General features: G+C 56.5%; 19 protein-coding genes. 13 read left to right on the top strand and 6 right to left on the bottom strand.

The features are described from left to right. Window positions 1-84 precede the first annotated feature (84 nt). The 3 genes from trhO to HMPREF0183_RS13395 all read left to right on the top strand — a co-directional run bounded on the left by trhO (window position 85) and on the right by HMPREF0183_RS13395 (window position 1,478). Complete coding sequence (gene trhO / locus HMPREF0183_RS06730; RefSeq protein WP_005884259.1) at window positions 85-993, top strand: oxygen-dependent tRNA uridine(34) hydroxylase TrhO; 909 nt, start codon at window positions 85-87, stop codon at window positions 991-993. 50 nt (window positions 994-1,043) lie between these two features. After that, window positions 1,044-1,172 (top strand): hypothetical protein, encoded by a 129-nt coding sequence (locus HMPREF0183_RS13400; RefSeq protein ID WP_005884257.1) that lies wholly within the window; start codon window positions 1,044-1,046, stop codon window positions 1,170-1,172. Between the two features lie 180 nt (window positions 1,173-1,352). After that, the gene (locus HMPREF0183_RS13395) at window positions 1,353-1,478 is read left to right on the top strand and encodes a hypothetical protein (RefSeq protein WP_005884255.1); all 126 of its coding nucleotides are present in this window, start codon (window positions 1,353-1,355) and stop codon (window positions 1,476-1,478) included. 249 nt (window positions 1,479-1,727) lie between these two features. On the opposite strand, the gene HMPREF0183_RS06725 is transcribed toward HMPREF0183_RS13395, so the two are convergent. The 3 genes from HMPREF0183_RS06725 to purS all read right to left on the bottom strand — a co-directional run bounded on the left by HMPREF0183_RS06725 (window position 1,728) and on the right by purS (window position 3,968). Continuing rightward, a complete protein-coding gene (locus tag HMPREF0183_RS06725) occupies window positions 1,728-2,891 on the bottom strand; it encodes a DUF6882 domain-containing protein (RefSeq protein WP_005884251.1) in 1,164 nt (387 codons plus the stop codon). A 64-nt stretch (window positions 2,892-2,955) separates the two neighbouring features. Then, a complete protein-coding gene (gene purQ / locus HMPREF0183_RS06720; RefSeq protein WP_005884249.1) occupies window positions 2,956-3,714 on the bottom strand; it encodes a phosphoribosylformylglycinamidine synthase subunit PurQ in 759 nt (252 codons plus the stop codon). Then, window positions 3,711-3,968: a phosphoribosylformylglycinamidine synthase subunit PurS gene (gene purS, locus HMPREF0183_RS06715; protein WP_005884247.1), complete on the bottom strand. Its 258-nt coding sequence runs from the start codon at window positions 3,966-3,968 to the stop codon at window positions 3,711-3,713. The genes purQ and purS overlap by 4 nt, the downstream gene beginning before the upstream one ends. Window positions 3,969-4,112: 144 nt before the next feature. Here purS and HMPREF0183_RS06710 point away from each other — a divergent pair, with 144 nt between their 5' ends. Next, the gene (locus HMPREF0183_RS06710) at window positions 4,113-4,640 is read left to right on the top strand and encodes an ankyrin repeat domain-containing protein (RefSeq protein WP_005884245.1); all 528 of its coding nucleotides are present in this window, start codon (window positions 4,113-4,115) and stop codon (window positions 4,638-4,640) included. Window positions 4,641-4,721: 81 nt separating this feature from the next. On the opposite strand, the gene HMPREF0183_RS06705 is transcribed toward HMPREF0183_RS06710, so the two are convergent. Together HMPREF0183_RS06705 and HMPREF0183_RS06700 are read right to left on the bottom strand one after the other, a co-directional pair. Next, window positions 4,722-5,702, bottom strand: a complete 981-nt coding sequence (locus tag HMPREF0183_RS06705; protein WP_005884243.1) for an HNH/ENDO VII family nuclease — start codon at window positions 5,700-5,702, stop codon at window positions 4,722-4,724. 76 nt (window positions 5,703-5,778) lie between these two features. Further along, window positions 5,779-6,498: an NlpC/P60 family protein gene (locus tag HMPREF0183_RS06700; protein WP_156798190.1), complete on the bottom strand. Its 720-nt coding sequence runs from the start codon at window positions 6,496-6,498 to the stop codon at window positions 5,779-5,781. Between the two features lie 222 nt (window positions 6,499-6,720). Here HMPREF0183_RS06700 and HMPREF0183_RS06695 point away from each other — a divergent pair, with 222 nt between their 5' ends. The 4 genes from HMPREF0183_RS06695 (at window position 6,721) to HMPREF0183_RS06680 (ending at window position 9,806) form a co-directional block, all read left to right on the top strand. Beyond that, complete coding sequence (locus HMPREF0183_RS06695; RefSeq protein ID WP_005884239.1) at window positions 6,721-8,307, top strand: hypothetical protein; 1,587 nt, start codon at window positions 6,721-6,723, stop codon at window positions 8,305-8,307. 22 nt (window positions 8,308-8,329) lie between these two features. After that, window positions 8,330-8,923 (top strand): hypothetical protein, encoded by a 594-nt coding sequence (locus tag HMPREF0183_RS06690; RefSeq protein WP_005884237.1) that lies wholly within the window; start codon window positions 8,330-8,332, stop codon window positions 8,921-8,923. A 200-nt stretch (window positions 8,924-9,123) separates the two neighbouring features. Continuing rightward, window positions 9,124-9,324: a hypothetical protein gene (locus HMPREF0183_RS12820; RefSeq protein ID WP_156798189.1), complete on the top strand. Its 201-nt coding sequence runs from the start codon at window positions 9,124-9,126 to the stop codon at window positions 9,322-9,324. Window positions 9,325-9,335: 11 nt separating this feature from the next. Then, a complete protein-coding gene (locus tag HMPREF0183_RS06680) occupies window positions 9,336-9,806 on the top strand; it encodes a hypothetical protein (protein WP_005884233.1) in 471 nt (156 codons plus the stop codon). A 25-nt stretch (window positions 9,807-9,831) separates the two neighbouring features. Here the strand turns inward: HMPREF0183_RS06680 and purD are convergent, their stop codons facing one another. Next, complete coding sequence (gene purD / locus HMPREF0183_RS06675) at window positions 9,832-12,087, bottom strand: phosphoribosylamine--glycine ligase (protein ID WP_005884231.1); 2,256 nt, start codon at window positions 12,085-12,087, stop codon at window positions 9,832-9,834. 70 nt (window positions 12,088-12,157) lie between these two features. Here purD and HMPREF0183_RS06670 point away from each other — a divergent pair, with 70 nt between their 5' ends. The 5 genes from HMPREF0183_RS06670 to purF all read left to right on the top strand — a co-directional run bounded on the left by HMPREF0183_RS06670 (window position 12,158) and on the right by purF (window position 17,015). After that, complete coding sequence (locus HMPREF0183_RS06670; RefSeq protein WP_005884229.1) at window positions 12,158-13,198, top strand: asparaginase; 1,041 nt, start codon at window positions 12,158-12,160, stop codon at window positions 13,196-13,198. After that, on the top strand, window positions 13,195-13,557 hold the full coding sequence (locus HMPREF0183_RS06665) for a sterol carrier family protein (protein ID WP_005884227.1): 363 nt from the start codon (window positions 13,195-13,197) through the stop codon (window positions 13,555-13,557). The genes HMPREF0183_RS06670 and HMPREF0183_RS06665 overlap by 4 nt, the downstream gene beginning before the upstream one ends. 45 nt (window positions 13,558-13,602) lie before the next feature. Further along, on the top strand, window positions 13,603-15,045 hold the full coding sequence (locus HMPREF0183_RS06660; RefSeq protein WP_005884226.1) for an aldehyde dehydrogenase family protein: 1,443 nt from the start codon (window positions 13,603-13,605) through the stop codon (window positions 15,043-15,045). An 88-nt stretch (window positions 15,046-15,133) separates the two neighbouring features. After that, on the top strand, window positions 15,134-15,547 hold the full coding sequence (locus tag HMPREF0183_RS06655; protein ID WP_005884224.1) for a hypothetical protein: 414 nt from the start codon (window positions 15,134-15,136) through the stop codon (window positions 15,545-15,547). 4 nt (window positions 15,548-15,551) lie between these two features. Then, a complete protein-coding gene (gene purF, locus HMPREF0183_RS06650) occupies window positions 15,552-17,015 on the top strand; it encodes an amidophosphoribosyltransferase (protein ID WP_005884222.1) in 1,464 nt (487 codons plus the stop codon). Window positions 17,016-17,027: the final 12 nt, after the last annotated feature.

Below are 17,027 nucleotides of genomic sequence, written 5' to 3'. Positions count from 1 at the left end.
TACGTGTTAGGGACGTGGATCGGTATGTCTCCCGGTTGCCTAAGCCGAGCGCATCGTTTCACCCATAGGCGATAAAATTGGGGCATGTCCGTCACGAAGATTGTTCTGTTTTATGTTTTTACTCCGCTAGCCGACCCCGAAGCGGTCAAACTGTGGCAACTTGCCCTGGCTGAAAACTGCAACCTTAAGGGTCGCGTGATCATTTCACCAGACGGCATCAACGCGACTCTGGGTGGAGACATCGACGATGTGAAGCGGTACGTGCGGACCACCAAGAGCTACGCGCCGTTTAAAAAGGCAGACATCAAGTGGTCGAACGGTCAGGGTAACGACTTTCCGCGCCTGTCGGTGAAAGTGCGCCCAGAATTGGTGACGTTCACACGGCCTGAAGAAATCAAGGTCACAGACAAAGGCGTTGAAGGTGGGGGAGTGCATCTCAAGCCTGGTGAGCTTCACAAACTGGTTGAAGAACGCGGAGACGACGTGGTGTTCTTCGACGGGCGTAACGCGATGGAAGCGCAGATCGGGAAGTTCAAGAACGCGATTGTGCCCGACACTGAAACCACACGTGACTTCATTGCCGAAATCGAATCCGGCAAATACGACGACCTCAAAAACAAGCCAGTCGTCACGTACTGCACCGGCGGAATCCGTTGCGAAGTACTCAGCGTGCTCATGAAAAACCGTGGCTTTGAAGAGGTGTACCAGCTCGAAGGCGGAATCGTGCGCTACGGCGAGACCTACGGCAACTCAGGCCTGTGGGACGGATCGCTGTACGTGTTCGACAAGCGCATGCACATGGAGTTTGGTGACGGTGCAGAGTCGTTGGGCACATGCGTTTCCTGTGGCACCCACACACCCATCTTCGTGAACTGCGCAAACTTGAGTTGCCGCAAACAGTTCTTGCGGTGCGAAGACTGCACGGAACGCAACGAACACCCGTACTGCGATGACTGTGTAGAAGCGGGATTGGATACTGTAGCCGCCCAGTAACCAAACCGGACCCACAGTTACGCCAACAACTCCTGACTGCTTCTCAAGGCATGGCCACAATCCTTGAATGCAGCTTCACTACGTGGAACCAAAGCGAGTTCGCAGAAGGTCAGATTCACCCCGTGAAGTACTTGCCACACGACACGAGCCGGGTGTGGTTCGTCGAAAAGCTGGGGTAGGACTGAAGGCCGCACGAGCCCATTTTCCTTAACTGCGCAAATCAAAGTTGTCGCAAACAGTTCCATCGGTGCGAAAATTGTGCGAAACTTGATACGAGCCCGTTCTGTGACTCATGCGAACAGACCGGCCAAGCCACCTCGACCACGCAGTAGGAATTTATGTAGGAGTCCACCGTGAGTATGTCGTTCCCGATATTCCTGATCCTGGCACCCGGGATTGTTTTTGGGCTAGCAGTCATCATCGTCGTTGCCATTGTGGTGATTGTGACGTCCAACAAGAAGCGCAATGCTAACCCTCCACAGTAACAGCACGTTCACCCACCGCAGGTGCGACAGCACGGCAGTGCTCCCCAGCACCAGGCGAATCAGCCACAGGCTCACCCGTCAAACCCCGCACAGCCACAGATGAATCAGCCACACGTGAACGGCACCAACACCCAACCCCCGAGCTTCAACAAGGGCGGACAAGGTAACAACCCTCAATAAAAGCAAACGCTATTAAGAGGGCCGGGCATGCCCACCGCAGTGGCATCCCCGGCCCTTCATCACGCGACTTTAGCGACCAAACAGTCGGCCAAAGAAGCCCTTCTTTTTCTTCTTCGGCTTCTCTGGCTCCGGTGCAGGCTCTTCTTGAACCGCAGGTTCTTCTTTAACCGCAGGTTCTGCCTTAACCGCGGGCTGTTCAGCGGGTTCGGCCTCACGCGGAGCAACAGGTTCGGGCTCTGCCGTTGCAACAGCCGGTTCTTCGACGACCTCGGGCTCGGTTGGCACGGACGCAGCCGGTTCTTCGACGACCTCGGCGGCGGGTTCCTGGACGGGGACGTCCCCAACGGTTTCGTCTTCCACGGCAGCCGTCTGCGGGAGCACCTGTTCCGCGGAGTCTTCCGCGCCCGAGGTGACACTCGGCTCTGGCTGGGGAGCCACCTCGGCGGTGGGGGCCTGCGACTGCTCAACGGGTGGTGCGTCCTCAACCTCAACGCGCACCAACTGGGGTTCAGCGGCCCCAGCGGCAGTGAGCTGCTCCGCAGCCTCATCACTGAGCGGCTGGGACACTTGGCAGTTGGTAAGACGGTTGAGAGAGTCGAAAGTGAGGTCTGCCGAACCGTCTTTTAACAGCATGCGCAAGCCGTCGCCATTCTCAACGACGTGGAAGCCACGCAGGCGCCCGTACTCTTGGATGGCCGTGCGGTGGTTGCGGATGTCGGTGACAGACAAGCCGGCGGCCAAAGCCTTCACAACCGGCCGGATTTCAGGCTCACCCAGCTGCAATTGCGGGGCATCCACAATGAGCCATGCGGTCGCCGGTCCCACGGGAAGCGGGACGTGGAACAAGTGGCCGGTAATGACCTTTGCGGCGATGACTATGCGCAGAGCTTGGTCGTCGTGCGTGTCGAATTCTGGGTCGGTGAGTTCTGGGATCTGGTGCTCAGCCCCGTATTCGCGCACTTTGCGGGAAAGCGCGATCGCGGGTTCTTTCCAGTCGTTATCCGGCGACCAACCCCAACGGAAGGAGCCGTAGTTGGAGTCGGTAGACCCGATCATGTGGGGGCGACCGGTAAACCCGTGCTCACCAGAGAGCGCGATGAGAGGAGCGTCGGAAAAGTCCACATTCCAGTCGTATTCGGAATTAGCGGTGGTGCGTTCAAAAACCCACTGAGCTTCTGTTGAGATGAACACGCCTGAAACAACAAGGTCTGTGAGTGCTGGACTTTCTTTCATGGTCTCCTTCCTGGTTGACGCTCAGTTGAGCGCGCCGGTTTACGCTTGCGTGCGGTACGCGGGCTTACGCCCGGGCCAAGTGCGCAATGACCGAGGTGAAGAACCCCTGGCCGTCGACACCAGCGCCCATGTCGCTCCCAACGGCTGAACCAAACCCAGCCTCAACAGCGTGTTCGGGGTGCGGCATGAGGCCAACGACATTACCTTGAGCGTTGGTGATACCGGCGATGTCACGTTGGGAACCGTTGGGGTTGTAGCCCTCGTAGCGGAACACCACCCGGCCTTCAGCTTCAAGTTCGTCAAGCGTGCGCTGGTCGGCCTGGTAGCCTCCTTCGCCGTTCTTGAGTGGAACAGTGATGACCTGGCCCTGCTCATAAGAATTGGTCCACGCGGTGTTCGCGTTTTCTACCCGCAGTTTCTGGTCACGGCAGATGAACTGCCGGTGGTCGTTACGCACCAGCGCGCCGGGAAGCAGGCTCGATTCGCACAGAATCTGGAACCCGTTGCAAATACCCAAAACTGGCATGCCACCTTTAGCGGCGTCAACGATCGCGCCCATGATAGGCGAACGTGCAGCAATTGCCCCGCAACGCAGATAGTCGCCATAGGAAAACCCGCCTGGCAGGACTACCGCGTCGACCTCTGCCAAGCTGGTGTCAGCGTGCCAAAGCGGGACGACCTCGGGACCGGAAAGCGCGACAGCGCGCGCAGCGTCACGGTCATCCAAAGAGCCAGGGAAAGTCACAACACCAACGCGGAGGCCTTGGGCTTCGGGCGCCGAGGTCGTTGAGACTGGCGCGCCAATGAGCTGATCGGTGGTCACTGGGCATCACCGGTGACTTCATAAACGCCCACCACATCTTCGATGACTGGGTTGGAAAGGAGGTCCTGAGCGACCTGCTTGACCTGCTCCAGAACCTCGGGGGTGATTTCTTCATGGATGGTGAGTTCGAAGCGCTTTCCCTGACGAACATCGAAACCGCTCACGCCTGAACGTTCCAGGCTCTGCGAAATTGCCTTGCCCTGGGGGTCAAGAATTTCAGGTTTTGGCATGACCTCGACGACTACACGTCCCATGGTGCTCCTTGGATGCAGGTGGGAGGCGGGAAACCCGCCACAGTTCATGTGAAGTCTATCAACCAGCGGTGGCTAGTGGCAGAAGTGTGCGCGGGCGCCCCTATGGTTAAGAATGCATACCCCCTATATCCCTAAGGAGTCACAATGGCGAGCCCGTTGTATGTTGCCCGGAACGGTACTTACGAAGAGTTTTGTGAAGTCTTTGACACTGAAAACAACGATGCGACCGACATGCTCATGGCTGCGCTTACCAATGATGATCCAGACGCACGTTTTCGAATCAGCAGTGACATGCTGGACAAAGGTGCTGACCCATGTGCGGTAGAAGAAGGCCAGAACACGCTGTCACTGCTTTTAGGCGGGAACAGCCACCTTGGTGAGCGCGACGGTGAGCTGGTCAAGCGCCTGGTGGACGGCGGTGCGGACGTCAACTTTCGTGAAAGTCGGGGATCATTGCCTTTACGGTTGGCTATTGTGATCCGAGTTGACGATGACGAAAAACGTCGCCCAATATACGAAGCACTGTTTGGGTCAGAAGTATTGGATCTGGAACTACCTGCTAACGAGAATAACCCGGTCAATACCATTGGGAAGTGGTTGAGGATGAATGTTGACGGGCGCCCGGGAAAGCTCGATGTTCTTGACGAATTTCTGAAGGCTAAAGGGTACTGAGCGTTGTAAACGAGTACATGCCTATAAATGTGGGAGGGCATGCACGCGCAGTGCATACCCTCCCACATTTTTTGTTACCTGCTATTGGTCTGATTTGTCTTCGTCGACGTGCGACTGGTTGCGTTTGGGGTCTTCGACCTTGTAATTCTTGGGATTCCGGTATGTCTTCAAGAACTCGTCCTTGCTGATCTTCCCAGACATGTAGTCTTTGTAAGTCTTGCGGTACTCGTGGCCCTCTCGGTGGCCCATGTCCCACTTTCCTCCACGACTCTGACCGGGTTTCCACTTGACTGAGCGCCAGTTTCCATCGACGTCGATGACATAGATTTCGTCTTTTTCGAGTTTGGTGGGAACAAAGCCGTTCTGGTCGACTTCCAAGTCACCGTTCTTGATGTCTTCCAGTTGCTGGTCACGCGACTGTTTCCAGACTGCCTCGACCTGCCCCTCGCCGTATTCTGGACGTTTCTTCTTATTCGAGTAAGGGACTCGGTTTCCGTCACCGTCATAGACGTAACCGTCTTTGCCTTGAACAAAAGGACCGTCAAAGCCTTGCGGACTCACGTCAATAGGCTCACCCTTGACTGGGCTATCCTTTTTGCCGGACTTAGAGCTGTCCTTACTGTCGTTCTTAGAATCGCTCTTGGAGCTGCCTGAATTTCCTGAGTCTTTGTTTGCGCTCTTTCCGGAGTTCTTGTCAGATTTTTTGGAGTCAGAGCTCTTGCCTTTTGCGCTTTTGGCTTCCGCTTTGGCCTCAGCCTTTTCATGCGCCAGCGGACAGTTGCCAGCCAGAATCTCTATTGAGTTAGGCGTTGAAACTGTGGCCGCGAGCGTGGGAGCTGGAGAAGCATTTCTACTGTTCGTGCCATCAAGTGTGCCAGAAGACGGGGCCGAGTGACTGATCTGGCAGATCACACCTCGGAGCCCTTTACCGATTGCGTCACCAACAGGGAACGTGACGAGTGCCGCAATCAGAACGGAGATTAAGACGCCAATTCCGAGGTATTCAATAGTGCCTTGGCCACCCTGAGATAGGTTTTTTAGGCGCGTTCGTAGCGTGCTCATGGGAGGGGATCCTTGAGTACTAGAGGGTGGATTTTTCTATACCGATTGAGTGGGGATTCGATCGCAAGTGGCGAGATTACAAGCCGTTCTTGCGGTACGGAACGTATGATGAGTCGGCTCCATACGGGTAAGAGATAGTTCGCGAGATAGCTCCCTGGCCGCCTACCTGTTCGAGAGCGTGGTAGGAAGTGCGTGATTCATCGGTCCATCCGTTGAAAATGACAACGTGGCCATTGTTTCCTCCACTTCCTGGCCCGCCTTTGAGCAGAATGTCACCAGGCTGAAGTTCGTCTTTAGAAATCGGGTGGGCCACAGTGGGAAGTGTCACCGTGGTGAGGCTCTGATCCAGCCCCCATGCCATAGAGACGAAACCGGAACAGTCCGTGCGGTACTGCTTGCCGTTTGGGTCATTTGTGTAGGCGCTCTGTGAGTAAGGGACTCCGCGTTCTACCCATGTGTTTGCTCGTTTGATGATCTCCTGGCGATCCTTGGTGCCGGCGGCATCGGGGCCAGGAGCGTTATCAGGAATTGGCTGGGCTTGACTTTTCTGGATGAACGTCTTGTTGTCGTTTTTGCACTCCCCGTCTTCATCGTGACGGGAGTCGCCAGTGGTGACGGTGCATACTGAGGCCTGTGTGCCAGGCACTAAGTGTTTTGCGTAGGGGAACGCCATAATGCCACCGATGAGAACGGCTGTTAATACGGCGATTCCAAGGTACTCAATAGACATGGCGCCGGACTCGCGCCGTTCTGGTGCTACAGAAGGTGCTGAGTCGAGGTGGGAGTTAAGGTTCATTGGGGATGGCCTTCACAGATGCACGGGGATGTACAGACACACTCATGCTAGCTAATAAAGCGCTGAGAGTCGTGGGTACTGGGGCCCAAAGAATGTTTCTCCACCAAAGGCAAATGAGGGCCTGACTTCGCGAGAAGTAGGCCCACCGTCTCAAGATATTGCGGAGACGTGCCGATAGAATCGCAATAACTCCCCAGTCCCCGAATCCCCAAGGAATAGACAATGACGTGGTTGCGATCCCGCCTGTTTCGTAAGCCCCAGTCCGGGCAAGGCACCATTGAGTATCTTGGTGTTGCTGTTTTGATTTCCCTGCTTATTGCTTCGTTGGCAGTGGCCCCGGTCGCACCCAAGCTGGGTACAGCTATCAAAGACACAGTTTGCAAGGTTGCTCAACCTGTACTCGGTGGCTCGTGCAATAGCTCTGAAGAGAAAGAGCGTACGCCTGAGGACTACATGATGGAGTGTCCCGTTGTAACCCAGACGAATCGGCACGGTTCAAAGGTTGATGTTCTGTTCTTCTCCTTGGGTAGCGGTGTGACGATGAAGGTCACTGAGATGTCGGACGGCACTGCGGAAGTGCAGCTCATCGGCGATGTAAATGCGGGTGCGAATTTTGAGCTAGGCAAACTAAAAGCAGGCGATTGGGTGAAGTTAAATGCAGGTGTCGGCGTTGACATCACGGGTTCTATGGGCGATGCGTGGACATTTGACAATGTGGAAGACGCGAAAAACTTTGCTAAAGAAAACCAGGAGCGCGTGGACAGTTGGACGAATAACATTCCATTGCTGGGTACTGCAATCAACACGAGTAATGCACCAAAAGACCCCCGGAAATCTACATACGCGATAGATGTTTCGGGATGGGGCGAAGCCAGTGCAGGCATTAATATTAGCAACGCCAAAGACAAAGCCAAAGGGGGAAAAGATAAAAACTCTAATGGCGACAAATCTGGAAACAACTCAGACGACGGTGCCAGCGGCAATAAGTCTGGAAACAATTCCAGCGACAATAAGTCTGGAAACAACTCTGACGACGGTGCCAGCGACAACGAATCCGGAGACGGCTGGAAGAGCAATGGCTATGACTCTAGTGGAAAAACAGACTTGAACGAAGTAAACAATGCACTCAACTTGTCAAAACTCGACAAGTATATTCCAAAGGGTGCCGTGAGCGTCGATGGTTCTAAAACGGGATCCATGCAGGTGGACCGCGGAGAGAACTTGGACGATCCGTCGGACGATAAAATGACTTTCACCTTCGATGTGAAGGAATCTGGTGATGCAAGTGGTAAAGGACTCGGCTTTGACGGCGGTGGAAATGTCGGCTACCAATCCTCGTTCTCGGTTGAAACAGATGTAAATGGTAACGTCACCGGCCTGAAAATTGTCCAATCAGTGCACGGCGGTGGGGGTATGGGTGACGCCAAGGACGACAACACGTCTAAGGTGTTTGTTGCTGACTTTGATCTCAGTGACCCCGAATCGCGTAAAGTCGTGACGGATTTTATGCAGAACCCAGGTGGCATTCCCAACCTCGAAGATCTTTCCAAAGGGAAACTAATCGGTAGCACGCCTGAACAAAAGGCAATGGCTGAGTACATGCAGAGTCCAAACGTCAAGCTCAACGAGATGACTATGAAGAACACAAACGAGTCTGACGGGCTAAGTGTTGGCGTAAAGGTCTTGGGCGTTGGCGCGGGGTACGAGAATAGCAATACCTCATCGACCGCAGAGCTTCAAGACGCTCATACGTGGGTGCCTGACGAAAACGGTGGACGCAAGCGCGTGAAGAACACAAAATGTTTGTAGATGAATTCGAAGGAATGCGAAAATGAAAAAGTTCGGGACGTTCATGGTATCCATTGCGGCAGTTAGCGCCATGCTGTTAAGTATGGCCGGATGCGGTGGTGAAGACCCTGGTTTGGTCGGTTCATCATCAAAGAAGGCAGACGTACTGGAAATAAGCTCCGGGCCACTCACAGTGGAGGTCCCAAAAGACTGGGTGAAGTTCGACAAAGCAAGTGATCCTGAAAACATCAAAGACCCGTGGGTCGTGGGGGCACGTGACAGTGATACAGAGCTGACGACCCAACTTAGGCTCACGAAAAACACTGGTGAGAGTCCACATGTAGACGCTACAAATCAAGCTGTGCTGTACGGAAACGTTCTAGGAAATTCCGCCGAGATTAGCCCGCGAGGTGTGGACAAGGTAGACGTTGAAGGCGCGGATGAGGCTCAAGTCGCATACTTTGAGGTCAAGGACGCTGATGGTGATTATTGGGACGGACTTTTTATGTCTGCTGGTAACCGCGAAACTGGCAACGTTTCTACGATGGAGCTGATCAGCTTCCGTGGAGAAGGCATTTCGCAAGACGATGCGAAAAACATTATCGCAAACGCTAAGTACGACAAGAGCAAAGAGTAGGAAAAGTGCGGTCATATTTGATGCCATTCCTGGGCGGGATGGTAGCTTACGCTGTGGTGAATGTTGTGGTGACCATGTTGGTCACCTCTAATCGCAGCTTGCTCTTTTTCTTGTGTCCTTTTGTAGCGGCGATAGTTGTAGATCTGTGGCACGCTCGCTTGTCTCCAGTGTTTAGCGTTGAACATTTGAGTCTAGTTTTTGTGCCGACATTAGTTATGGGATTAACCCAGATTGTGATCGCAATTGCGCTCGGAGGAGCGTTGGGAGCGCTTGGCTACTACCTGTTGGCACTCCTGTTGTACCTCGTAGTGGCAGGCATGGGTTTTGCTGTGAGCGCCATGGTGCGCATATTGGTGTTTGGTTACGGGTATGACGTCGAGCAGGAAGCCCCGGCCTACTAAGCTGATTACTCATGGAATCCATACTCGAATGGTGGAAAGGCGCTCTCCCTGTAATCGCTGTGATTTTTATCGGGTGGAGGCTTTTCGGTTACCGAATTCGTAACCTGTGGGATAGAAAAGAGTGGCAAGAAGACGGGCATATTGTCGCCGTCGACATCAGCGTCACCAACCACGCGCGACTTAAAGGTGATTTTGCGCCTCTGAGCACACGAGTGGTTGCCAAGTTGAAGTCAGGCGAAATGATAGTCGACGGTTGGGGTCAAGACACCCGCTGGGTGCCACGTAACATTCGTCAGCAAGTCTTCGCGAACGGAGGCCGTGTGATCAATGTATTTGAACCCAAAATCAACAGCACAGATCCTCGTGAGCAACAAGACGCTATCCGGCAAATGAAGGAAAACTATTACAGGTACTGGTTGCGCGAACCAGTACCTGCAACAGTGTGTAAGCGTAAAAGCGGGCGATATTTTTTCACACCCTAACGGTTGCGCCCGCGACTATCGAGGCCTATCCAGGGAATTTTCGCCCTGTCAGCTTCTCAAACGCCTCGATATAACGGGCACGGGTAGCCTCGACCACCTGGGTAGGAAGCTGAGGTGGTGCCATGCCAGAATCTTTGTCCCACCCAGACTCTTCACTAGTCAGCCAATCGCGCACAAACTGCTTGTCAAAGCTGGGTTGCGACTGCCCCTCCACAAAACCTTCCGCATCCCAAAAACGTGACGAGTCAGGCGTCAGAACCTCATCACCCAACACGATCTGGTCCGTGAAATCAAGGCCGAACTCAAACTTGGTGTCAGCCAAAATAATTCCGCGCTCCGCCGCAATCGACCGGGCACGCTCAAACAGAGCCAGCGTCAGCGACTTCAGCGCCTCCGCGTCACTGTCACCAAGCAACTTAACCGTTTGGTCGAACGTGATGTTCTCATCGTGATCACCCAACTCAGCTTTGGTTGCCGGGGTGAAGATTGCGGGCTCTAACTTAGATGCCTCGCCCAAGCCTTCCGGCAGCTCGTTGCCGCACACTGCCCCAGTCCTCTGGTAGTCCTTGAGCCCAGACCCAGTGAGGTGGCCACGCGCCACGCACTCAACCGGGAACATACGCAAGGGTTTGACGATCATTCCACGGCCGGCCACCTCGGCCGGAACATCAACCGTCAACACGTGGTTACCAACCAGGTCAGTCACCTGATCAAACCACCACGCGGTCAGGCCAGTGAGAACCTTCCCCTTATCTGGAATAGGCGTGGGAATCACGTGGTCATACGCAGAAATCCGGTCAGACGCAACCATGAGCAAGCGGTCTGCGTCATCCATGTTTGTAGCCTCAACAGGGATGTATAGATCGCGCACCTTTCCTGAGTACACGTGCGTCCAGCCAGGAACCTGCGGCGCCTGAGACGCCCACCACGCCACTGTGCTGCGGGGTGCGTGCGCACCTTCCGAGTCGTTCTCAGCAACGCTTTCAACCTCGCCGGAACCCGCGGCCACCGGCACGCGAATAGAACCCTGCACGGCAGCTGACGCAATGTCGTTGCGGTAGGTTTTGCCTTCCCACGTGATCAGGTCACCAGCGCGGTACGCCAGTTCTCGTGCCTCCTGCAACGAAGGCGCGTTAGCCACGACTGACAGGACACGACCACCATTGGTCACCACCTCGCCCTGATCATTCACCGCGGTTCCAGCGTGCAACACCATGACACCGTCAACAGCACCAGCTTCTTCCAAACCGGCAATCGGGTCACCCTTACGCGGCGACGCGGGGTAACCCGCAGCAGCAAGAACCAAAGTGACGGACGCATCCGTACTCCACTCCAGATGCGAGTACTCACTCAACCGCCCCTGCGCCGCAGCAAGCAAAAGCGCACCAAGCGGAGTCTGCAAACGCGAAAGCACCGACTGTGTTTCCGGATCCCCAAACCGCACGTTGAACTCAACGACCTCAATGCCGTTCTTCGTCAGCGCCAGCCCGCAATACAGCAACCCCACAAACGGAGTCCCACGCCGAGCCATCTCATCGACAACCGGCTGAGCCACCTGCTCCACAATCTCGTCAACCAGGTGATCGGATGCCCAGGGCAGTGGCGAATACGCGCCCATGCCGCCCGTGTTGGGCCCCTGGTCGCCGTCCAGTGCCCGCTTGAAATCCTGCGCGGGAGCCAGTGGCGCGGCCGTGGTGCCGTCACAGACCACGAAGAGGGACACCTCGGGACCGTCAAGAAAGTCTTCGATCACCACCCGGTCGGACTCTTCCAAGCACGCAACTGCGTGGTTGAGGGCCTGGTCGAAATCGCGGGTGACAACAACGCCCTTCCCCGCAGCCAAGCCGTCAGCTTTCACCACGTGAGGGGCACCAAAGCGGGTGAGGGCTTCGCGGGCTTCCTGCGCCGAGGTCGCTGCCACCGACGCCGCCGTTGGCACCTTGGCAGCGTCCATGATTTCTTTAGCGAAGGCTTTCGAGCCTTCGAGCGCAGCCGCTGCCTGAGACGGGCCAAAAACGGCGATACCGGCGTCTCGCAAGGCGTCGGACACTCCTGCAACCAGAGGGGCCTCTGGCCCAATGACCACAAGCGACGCGTCGCATTCCTGAGCAAGAGAGGTCACCGCTTGGGGATTGGTCGCGTCAACGGGGCGGGTTTCGCACATCACGTCGATTCCGGGGTTACCCGGGGCGGCGATCACGGTGTGCACCATGGGGTCGCGCGACAAAGCAGCCACTAGAGCGTGTTCACGGGCACCAGAACCAATAACTAAAACCTTCACGCTCTAAGCCTATCGTCTGGCCCCACGCGATTAGAAGGAGCACGCGACACCAGATGGTTAGAGTAGAAGCGTGACAACACACTCTGATTCTCAACAGACTTCTACACCTGCCACGCTGACGCTCGACCGCGCAGCCGAACTCGCGATCGTGGAGCGCAGTGGCTTCATCGAGTCACGTCACGCCGGGGTCGCCGTGGTGGTCGATCCGGACGGGGCGGAAGTTCTGAGCTTGGGCGACCCCACCGCCCCGGTCTTAACCCGTAGCTGCCTCAAACCACTCCAAGCGATCGCCGTGTTAGAAGCAGGTGTGGCCCTCAACGGCCCTGAGCTTGTCCTTGCGAGCGCCTCTCACCGGGCTGAAGCACGCCACATCGAGGTGGTTGAGCGGATGCTGCGCGAGGCTGGTCTCACCGCAGCTGACTTGCAGTGCCCCAGTGTTCTCCCCGCTGATCCGGCCAATCGCCGTCGTGTGGGGGACAACCCGTCGCCGGTGTTCTTCAACTGTTCTGGAAAACACGCAGCGTTCATGGCTGCGCAGGTTCATGCGGGCGAACCAACCGATGCGTACCTCGACCCGGACTCCTTCATCCAACAGCGAGTCCGCGAAGCCGTCACCGAATACTGTGGCGAAGCACCCGCCTTCACCGGTGTGGATGGCTGCGGTGCTCCCGTTCACGCGGTGTCCCTGGTCGGCCTCGCCCGAGGTGTCTCAAAAGTTACCGCGGGCCGCACCCTTTCGGGTAAAAAGTTAGTGCAGGCCGTGTTGGACAACCCGTGGGCGATCGAAGGTCAGGGGAGACCCAACACCGTGGCGATTGAACAGCTGGGGGTGTTCGCTAAGTTCGGCGCTGAAGGTGTTCTGGTCATGGGAACGCGCGAAGGCTACTGTGTGGCAGTCAAAGCATTGGACGGTTCGGGCCGTGCGACAACCTTTGTGGCCCTCGAACTCCTGGCGCACATTGGCGCACTGGACGCCCGTGACGTGCTCAATGTTTTACCCCACGTCACGCCAGCCATTACAGGTGGAACAAACCCCGATGGCAACACCAGAACCGTGGGAAGCATCAGCGCCGGTGCAGACCTCTACGCGGTGTTGCAGAGGCGCGCATGAGCAACCGCAGGCGTATCAAGGTTGAAGCCGGGCGCAGAGCTCTAAACGACTGGCGGGCAACTGACGCACCGGACCGCACCACTCTTGCAACGGCCGTGCGCTACAGCCTGGAAGAACTGGCAACCCGCGCGCCCGGAAACACCGTCGAAGTGCGTGTCCCGCCGTTTGGCGTCACCCAGTGCATCGCAGGCCCCACCCACACACGTGGCACACCACCCAATGTCGTCGAAACCGACGCCGACACGTGGCTTGCACTCGTGACCGGCGCACTCACCTGGGCCCAAGCCGTAGACGCAGCCCGGGTGAGTGCCACGGGAACCCGCTCCGACCTCGGCGAACACTTGCCACTGTGGCCGTGAACACACTGTGAAACACGCAAGCTCTCGCCGCGAGCGGGTGCCACAATGGGCGGTATGACCCATCACACAACATCGTTCATTGCCGGTCGGCATGTCCCGTCGATCAACACGTATGCCAACATCGATCCCGCAACGGGGCGGGAACTTGGGGAAGTCGGGCGCAGTACCGCTGACGAAGTCGACCAGGCGGTTGTGGCGGCAACTCGAGCCCAAAAAGAGTGGAAAACCAGCTCACCTGAACAACGCGCCAAACTGCTCGTCGCCGTTGGACGGCTCATTCAAGAAAACCGCGAAAAACTGGCGCGCATCGAAAGCGAAGACACCGGTAAGCCACGCACACAGGCGTATGCGGATGTTGACGTGTGCGCTCGCTACTTCGAGTTTTACGCCCACGCGATCGAATCGTATTACGGGCGCACGATTCCCTTAGGCGACGGCATGCACGCGTACACGCGCCGCGAACCCTACGGTGTCACTGGGCACATTGTCGCGTGGAACTACCCGCTGCAGTTGGTGGGCCGTGCGGTTGCCACCAGCCTGGCAACCGGGAACTGTGCAGTTGCAAAACCTGCCGATGAGACCCCACGTTCAACCGTGCTGCTCGCTGAGTTGGTTGCCCAAGCAGGGTTCCCGGTAGGCGCCTTTAACACGGTGACGGGTTTAGGGGCCGAGGCGGGAGCAGCTTTGGCAGCCCACCCAGGGGTTGCGCATTTAGGGTTTGTGGGCTCCACTCAGACAGGGTCGCTCATTGCGCACGCGGCAGCTGACCGCGTTGTTCCCACTGTTTTGGAACTGGGTGGCAAGAGCGCCAACATCGTGTTCCCAGACGCCGATATTGACGCGGCAATCCCCAGCCTGGTGCGCTCGATTGTGCAGAACGCAGGACAGACGTGCTCAGCGGGGTCACGACTCTTGGTACACCGCGACGTGCACGACCAGGTCGTAGACGCAATGGCTAAGACCATGAGCACCTTGACCATTGGGCGCGGAACTGACGACCCTGATCTGGGACCCTTGATTTCTGCCAAACAACTTGAACGAGTCAACGGGTTCCTCAACCGGCTCGAAGGTGGAGCCGTGGTGTGCGGAGGATCTGCGCCCGAAGGGCTCAGCGACGATGTGAAGGGTGGCGCTTTCTTCGCCCCCACGATTGTCGACGGGGTAGACCCGGCAAGTGAAATCGCGCAGGATGAAGTATTCGGCCCAGTCGTAGCGGTCATGTCCTTTGACAGCGATGAACAAGCTCTTGCGCTCGCCAACGGAACCGAATACGGCCTAGTGAGCGCCGTGTGGACTCAGAACCTTTCACGCGCACACCACATGGTTAACAACATTGACGCTGGCCAAGTCTTTGTGAACACCTACGGCGCTGGCGGGGGAGTGGAACTGCCTTTTGGCGGGTTCAAGAAGTCCGGGTATGGGCGCGAGAAATCCATCGAGGCTCTAGACGAATACACCCAGACAAAGACCGTGGTGATGAAGGTATAGCGAGACGGGGCGAAACGGCGGGTACACCGTCGACGTGCGAGTTTTTCACTCCAGGTAGACTTGTGTGGTCATCTCAGTGAGGAAGTGAATGAAGGACACAGTAGACGTCACCGTTCGCCGTAGCCCCCGCTACTCAGTTTTCGTAGGTCTAGGGGTCATCGTCGGTTTCATCATCGCCGGTATTCTGGCGTTCTTACCCGTCGATACCAGCACACTCACGCAAGAGTACTCACAAGCCGCGATGCTAGGAATCCTCATGGCGTTCCTGGGTATCGTAGGTGGATTCTTAGGGGCTCTCGTGGCCCTCATCATTGACCGTTCGTCTGTCAAAAACGCAAAAACGTATACGGTAAACGCGAAATACGAAAAGGTGACCGAACCCCAGAACACCACAGACGCGCCTGAGACCTCGGAAGTCTCTGACACCTCGGGACCGGAGGACACTGACACAGGCGCTGACACCTCGGGCGCCAAACCTGGCACACCACCTGTGGAACAATAGTCACGTGGCACGTGCAGATGGACTCCTCACAGATCAGATAGACCCTACCGAAAAAGCCCAAGACGAATGTGGCGTGTTCGGAGTGTTTGCGCCCGGCGAAGAAGTCGCCAAACTTGTGTACTTTGGGCTCTACGCCTTGCAACACCGCGGGCAAGAATCCGCCGGTATTGCAGCAAGCAACGGGTCGCAAATTCTGGTCTACCGCGACATGGGACTGGTATCCCAGGTCTTTAGCGAAAGTGACCTAGAAACTCTGCCCGGGCACCTGGCTGTAGGACACACCCGCTACTCAACGACCGGTTCATCCACGTGGGCGAATGCACAACCAACACTGGGGCCCACACCATTTGGCACTGTGGCGCTTGCGCACAACGGAAACCTCACCAACTTTGCTGAGCTGGAAGCACTGGCTGACGACCGTCGCCACATGCACCAAGAAACCGTGCGCGAAGCCACCCAAAAAGAAAAACGCACGCGCCAGTTCCGCGACTCCTCAAACGACACCTCGCTGGTCACTGAACTCCTCGCATCGACCGAAGGTGACAACCTCACGGAAGCCGCTCTTGAACTCTTCCCTAAACTGACCGGCGCGTTCAGCCTGGTGTTCATGGAAGAAAACCGGTTGTACGCGGCCCGTGACCCGTGGGGTGTACGACCACTGTCCTTGGGTCGTCTTGAACACGGTTGGGTCGTCGCTTCGGAGACAGCGGCACTGGACATTGTGGGTGCCTCATTTGTGCGCGACGTAGAACCCGGTGAACTCATCGTCATCGACGAAGAAGGCTTAAGGTCACACCGTTTTGCCGATCCCACGCCTGCCCGTTGCGTGTTTGAGTACGTGTACTTGTCACGCCCAGACAGTGTGCTCGAAGGCAAAACGGTACACGCCGCACGCACCGAAATGGGACGCGAACTGGCCCGCGAATACCCGGTTGAGGCTGATTTAGTCATCGCTACTCCCGAATCGGGAACCCCTGCCGCTGTGGGATATGCGGAAGAATCCGGGATCCCCTATGGCCAAGGCCTCATGAAGAACGCGTATGTGGGACGTACATTTATCCAACCCACACAGACCATTCGGCAACTAGGAATCCGACTCAAACTCAACCCGCTACGCGAAAACATCGAAGGTAAGCGTTTGGTGGTTGTGGACGATTCGATCGTGCGCGGAAACACCCAACGCGCCCTGGTGCGAATGTTGCGCGAAGCCGGGGCCAAGGAAATCCACATCCGCATTTCATCTCCGCCGGTTAAGTGGCCGTGCTTCTACGGCATCGACTTTGCATCACGCGCCGAACTCATTGCCAACGGACTCAACACTGACGAAATCTGTCAGTCCCTAGGCGCTGACTCACTGGGCTATATCAGCATGGACGGCATGATCAAAGCCACCCAGCAGAAGCCAGCCGAACTGTGTACTGCGTGTTTCTCTGGAACCTACCCAATTCCGCTCCCAGACAACATATAAAGGAGTGCTGAC

The organism is Brevibacterium mcbrellneri ATCC 49030 (genome assembly GCF_000178455.1).
Lineage (GTDB): Bacteria > Actinomycetota > Actinomycetes > Actinomycetales > Brevibacteriaceae > Brevibacterium > Brevibacterium mcbrellneri.
This window is presented reverse-complemented; position numbering and strand designations above follow the sequence as displayed.

Bases quoted from the DNA above. Each gene is read 5' to 3' on its own strand.
- trhO (WP_005884259.1), top strand. From the start codon at position 85: ATGTCCGTCACGAAGATTGTTCTGTTTTATGTTTTTACTCCGCTAGCC.
- HMPREF0183_RS13400 (WP_005884257.1), top strand. From the start codon at position 1,044: ATGGCCACAATCCTTGAATGCAGCTTCACTACGTGGAACCAAAGCGAG.
- HMPREF0183_RS13395 (WP_005884255.1), top strand. From the start codon at position 1,353: ATGTCGTTCCCGATATTCCTGATCCTGGCACCCGGGATTGTTTTTGGG.
- HMPREF0183_RS06725 (WP_005884251.1), bottom strand. From the start codon at position 2,891: ATGAAAGAAAGTCCAGCACTCACAGACCTTGTTGTTTCAGGCGTGTTC.
- purS (WP_005884247.1), bottom strand. From the start codon at position 3,968: ATGGGACGTGTAGTCGTCGAGGTCATGCCAAAACCTGAAATTCTTGAC.
- HMPREF0183_RS06710 (WP_005884245.1), top strand. From the start codon at position 4,113: ATGGCGAGCCCGTTGTATGTTGCCCGGAACGGTACTTACGAAGAGTTT.
- HMPREF0183_RS06705 (WP_005884243.1), bottom strand. From the start codon at position 5,702: ATGAGCACGCTACGAACGCGCCTAAAAAACCTATCTCAGGGTGGCCAA.
- HMPREF0183_RS06700 (WP_156798190.1), bottom strand. From the start codon at position 6,498: ATGAACCTTAACTCCCACCTCGACTCAGCACCTTCTGTAGCACCAGAA.
- HMPREF0183_RS06695 (WP_005884239.1), top strand. From the start codon at position 6,721: ATGACGTGGTTGCGATCCCGCCTGTTTCGTAAGCCCCAGTCCGGGCAA.
- HMPREF0183_RS06690 (WP_005884237.1), top strand. From the start codon at position 8,330: ATGAAAAAGTTCGGGACGTTCATGGTATCCATTGCGGCAGTTAGCGCC.
- HMPREF0183_RS06680 (WP_005884233.1), top strand. From the start codon at position 9,336: ATGGAATCCATACTCGAATGGTGGAAAGGCGCTCTCCCTGTAATCGCT.
- HMPREF0183_RS06665 (WP_005884227.1), top strand. From the start codon at position 13,195: ATGAGCAACCGCAGGCGTATCAAGGTTGAAGCCGGGCGCAGAGCTCTA.
- HMPREF0183_RS06660 (WP_005884226.1), top strand. From the start codon at position 13,603: ATGGGCGGTATGACCCATCACACAACATCGTTCATTGCCGGTCGGCAT.
- HMPREF0183_RS06655 (WP_005884224.1), top strand. From the start codon at position 15,134: ATGAAGGACACAGTAGACGTCACCGTTCGCCGTAGCCCCCGCTACTCA.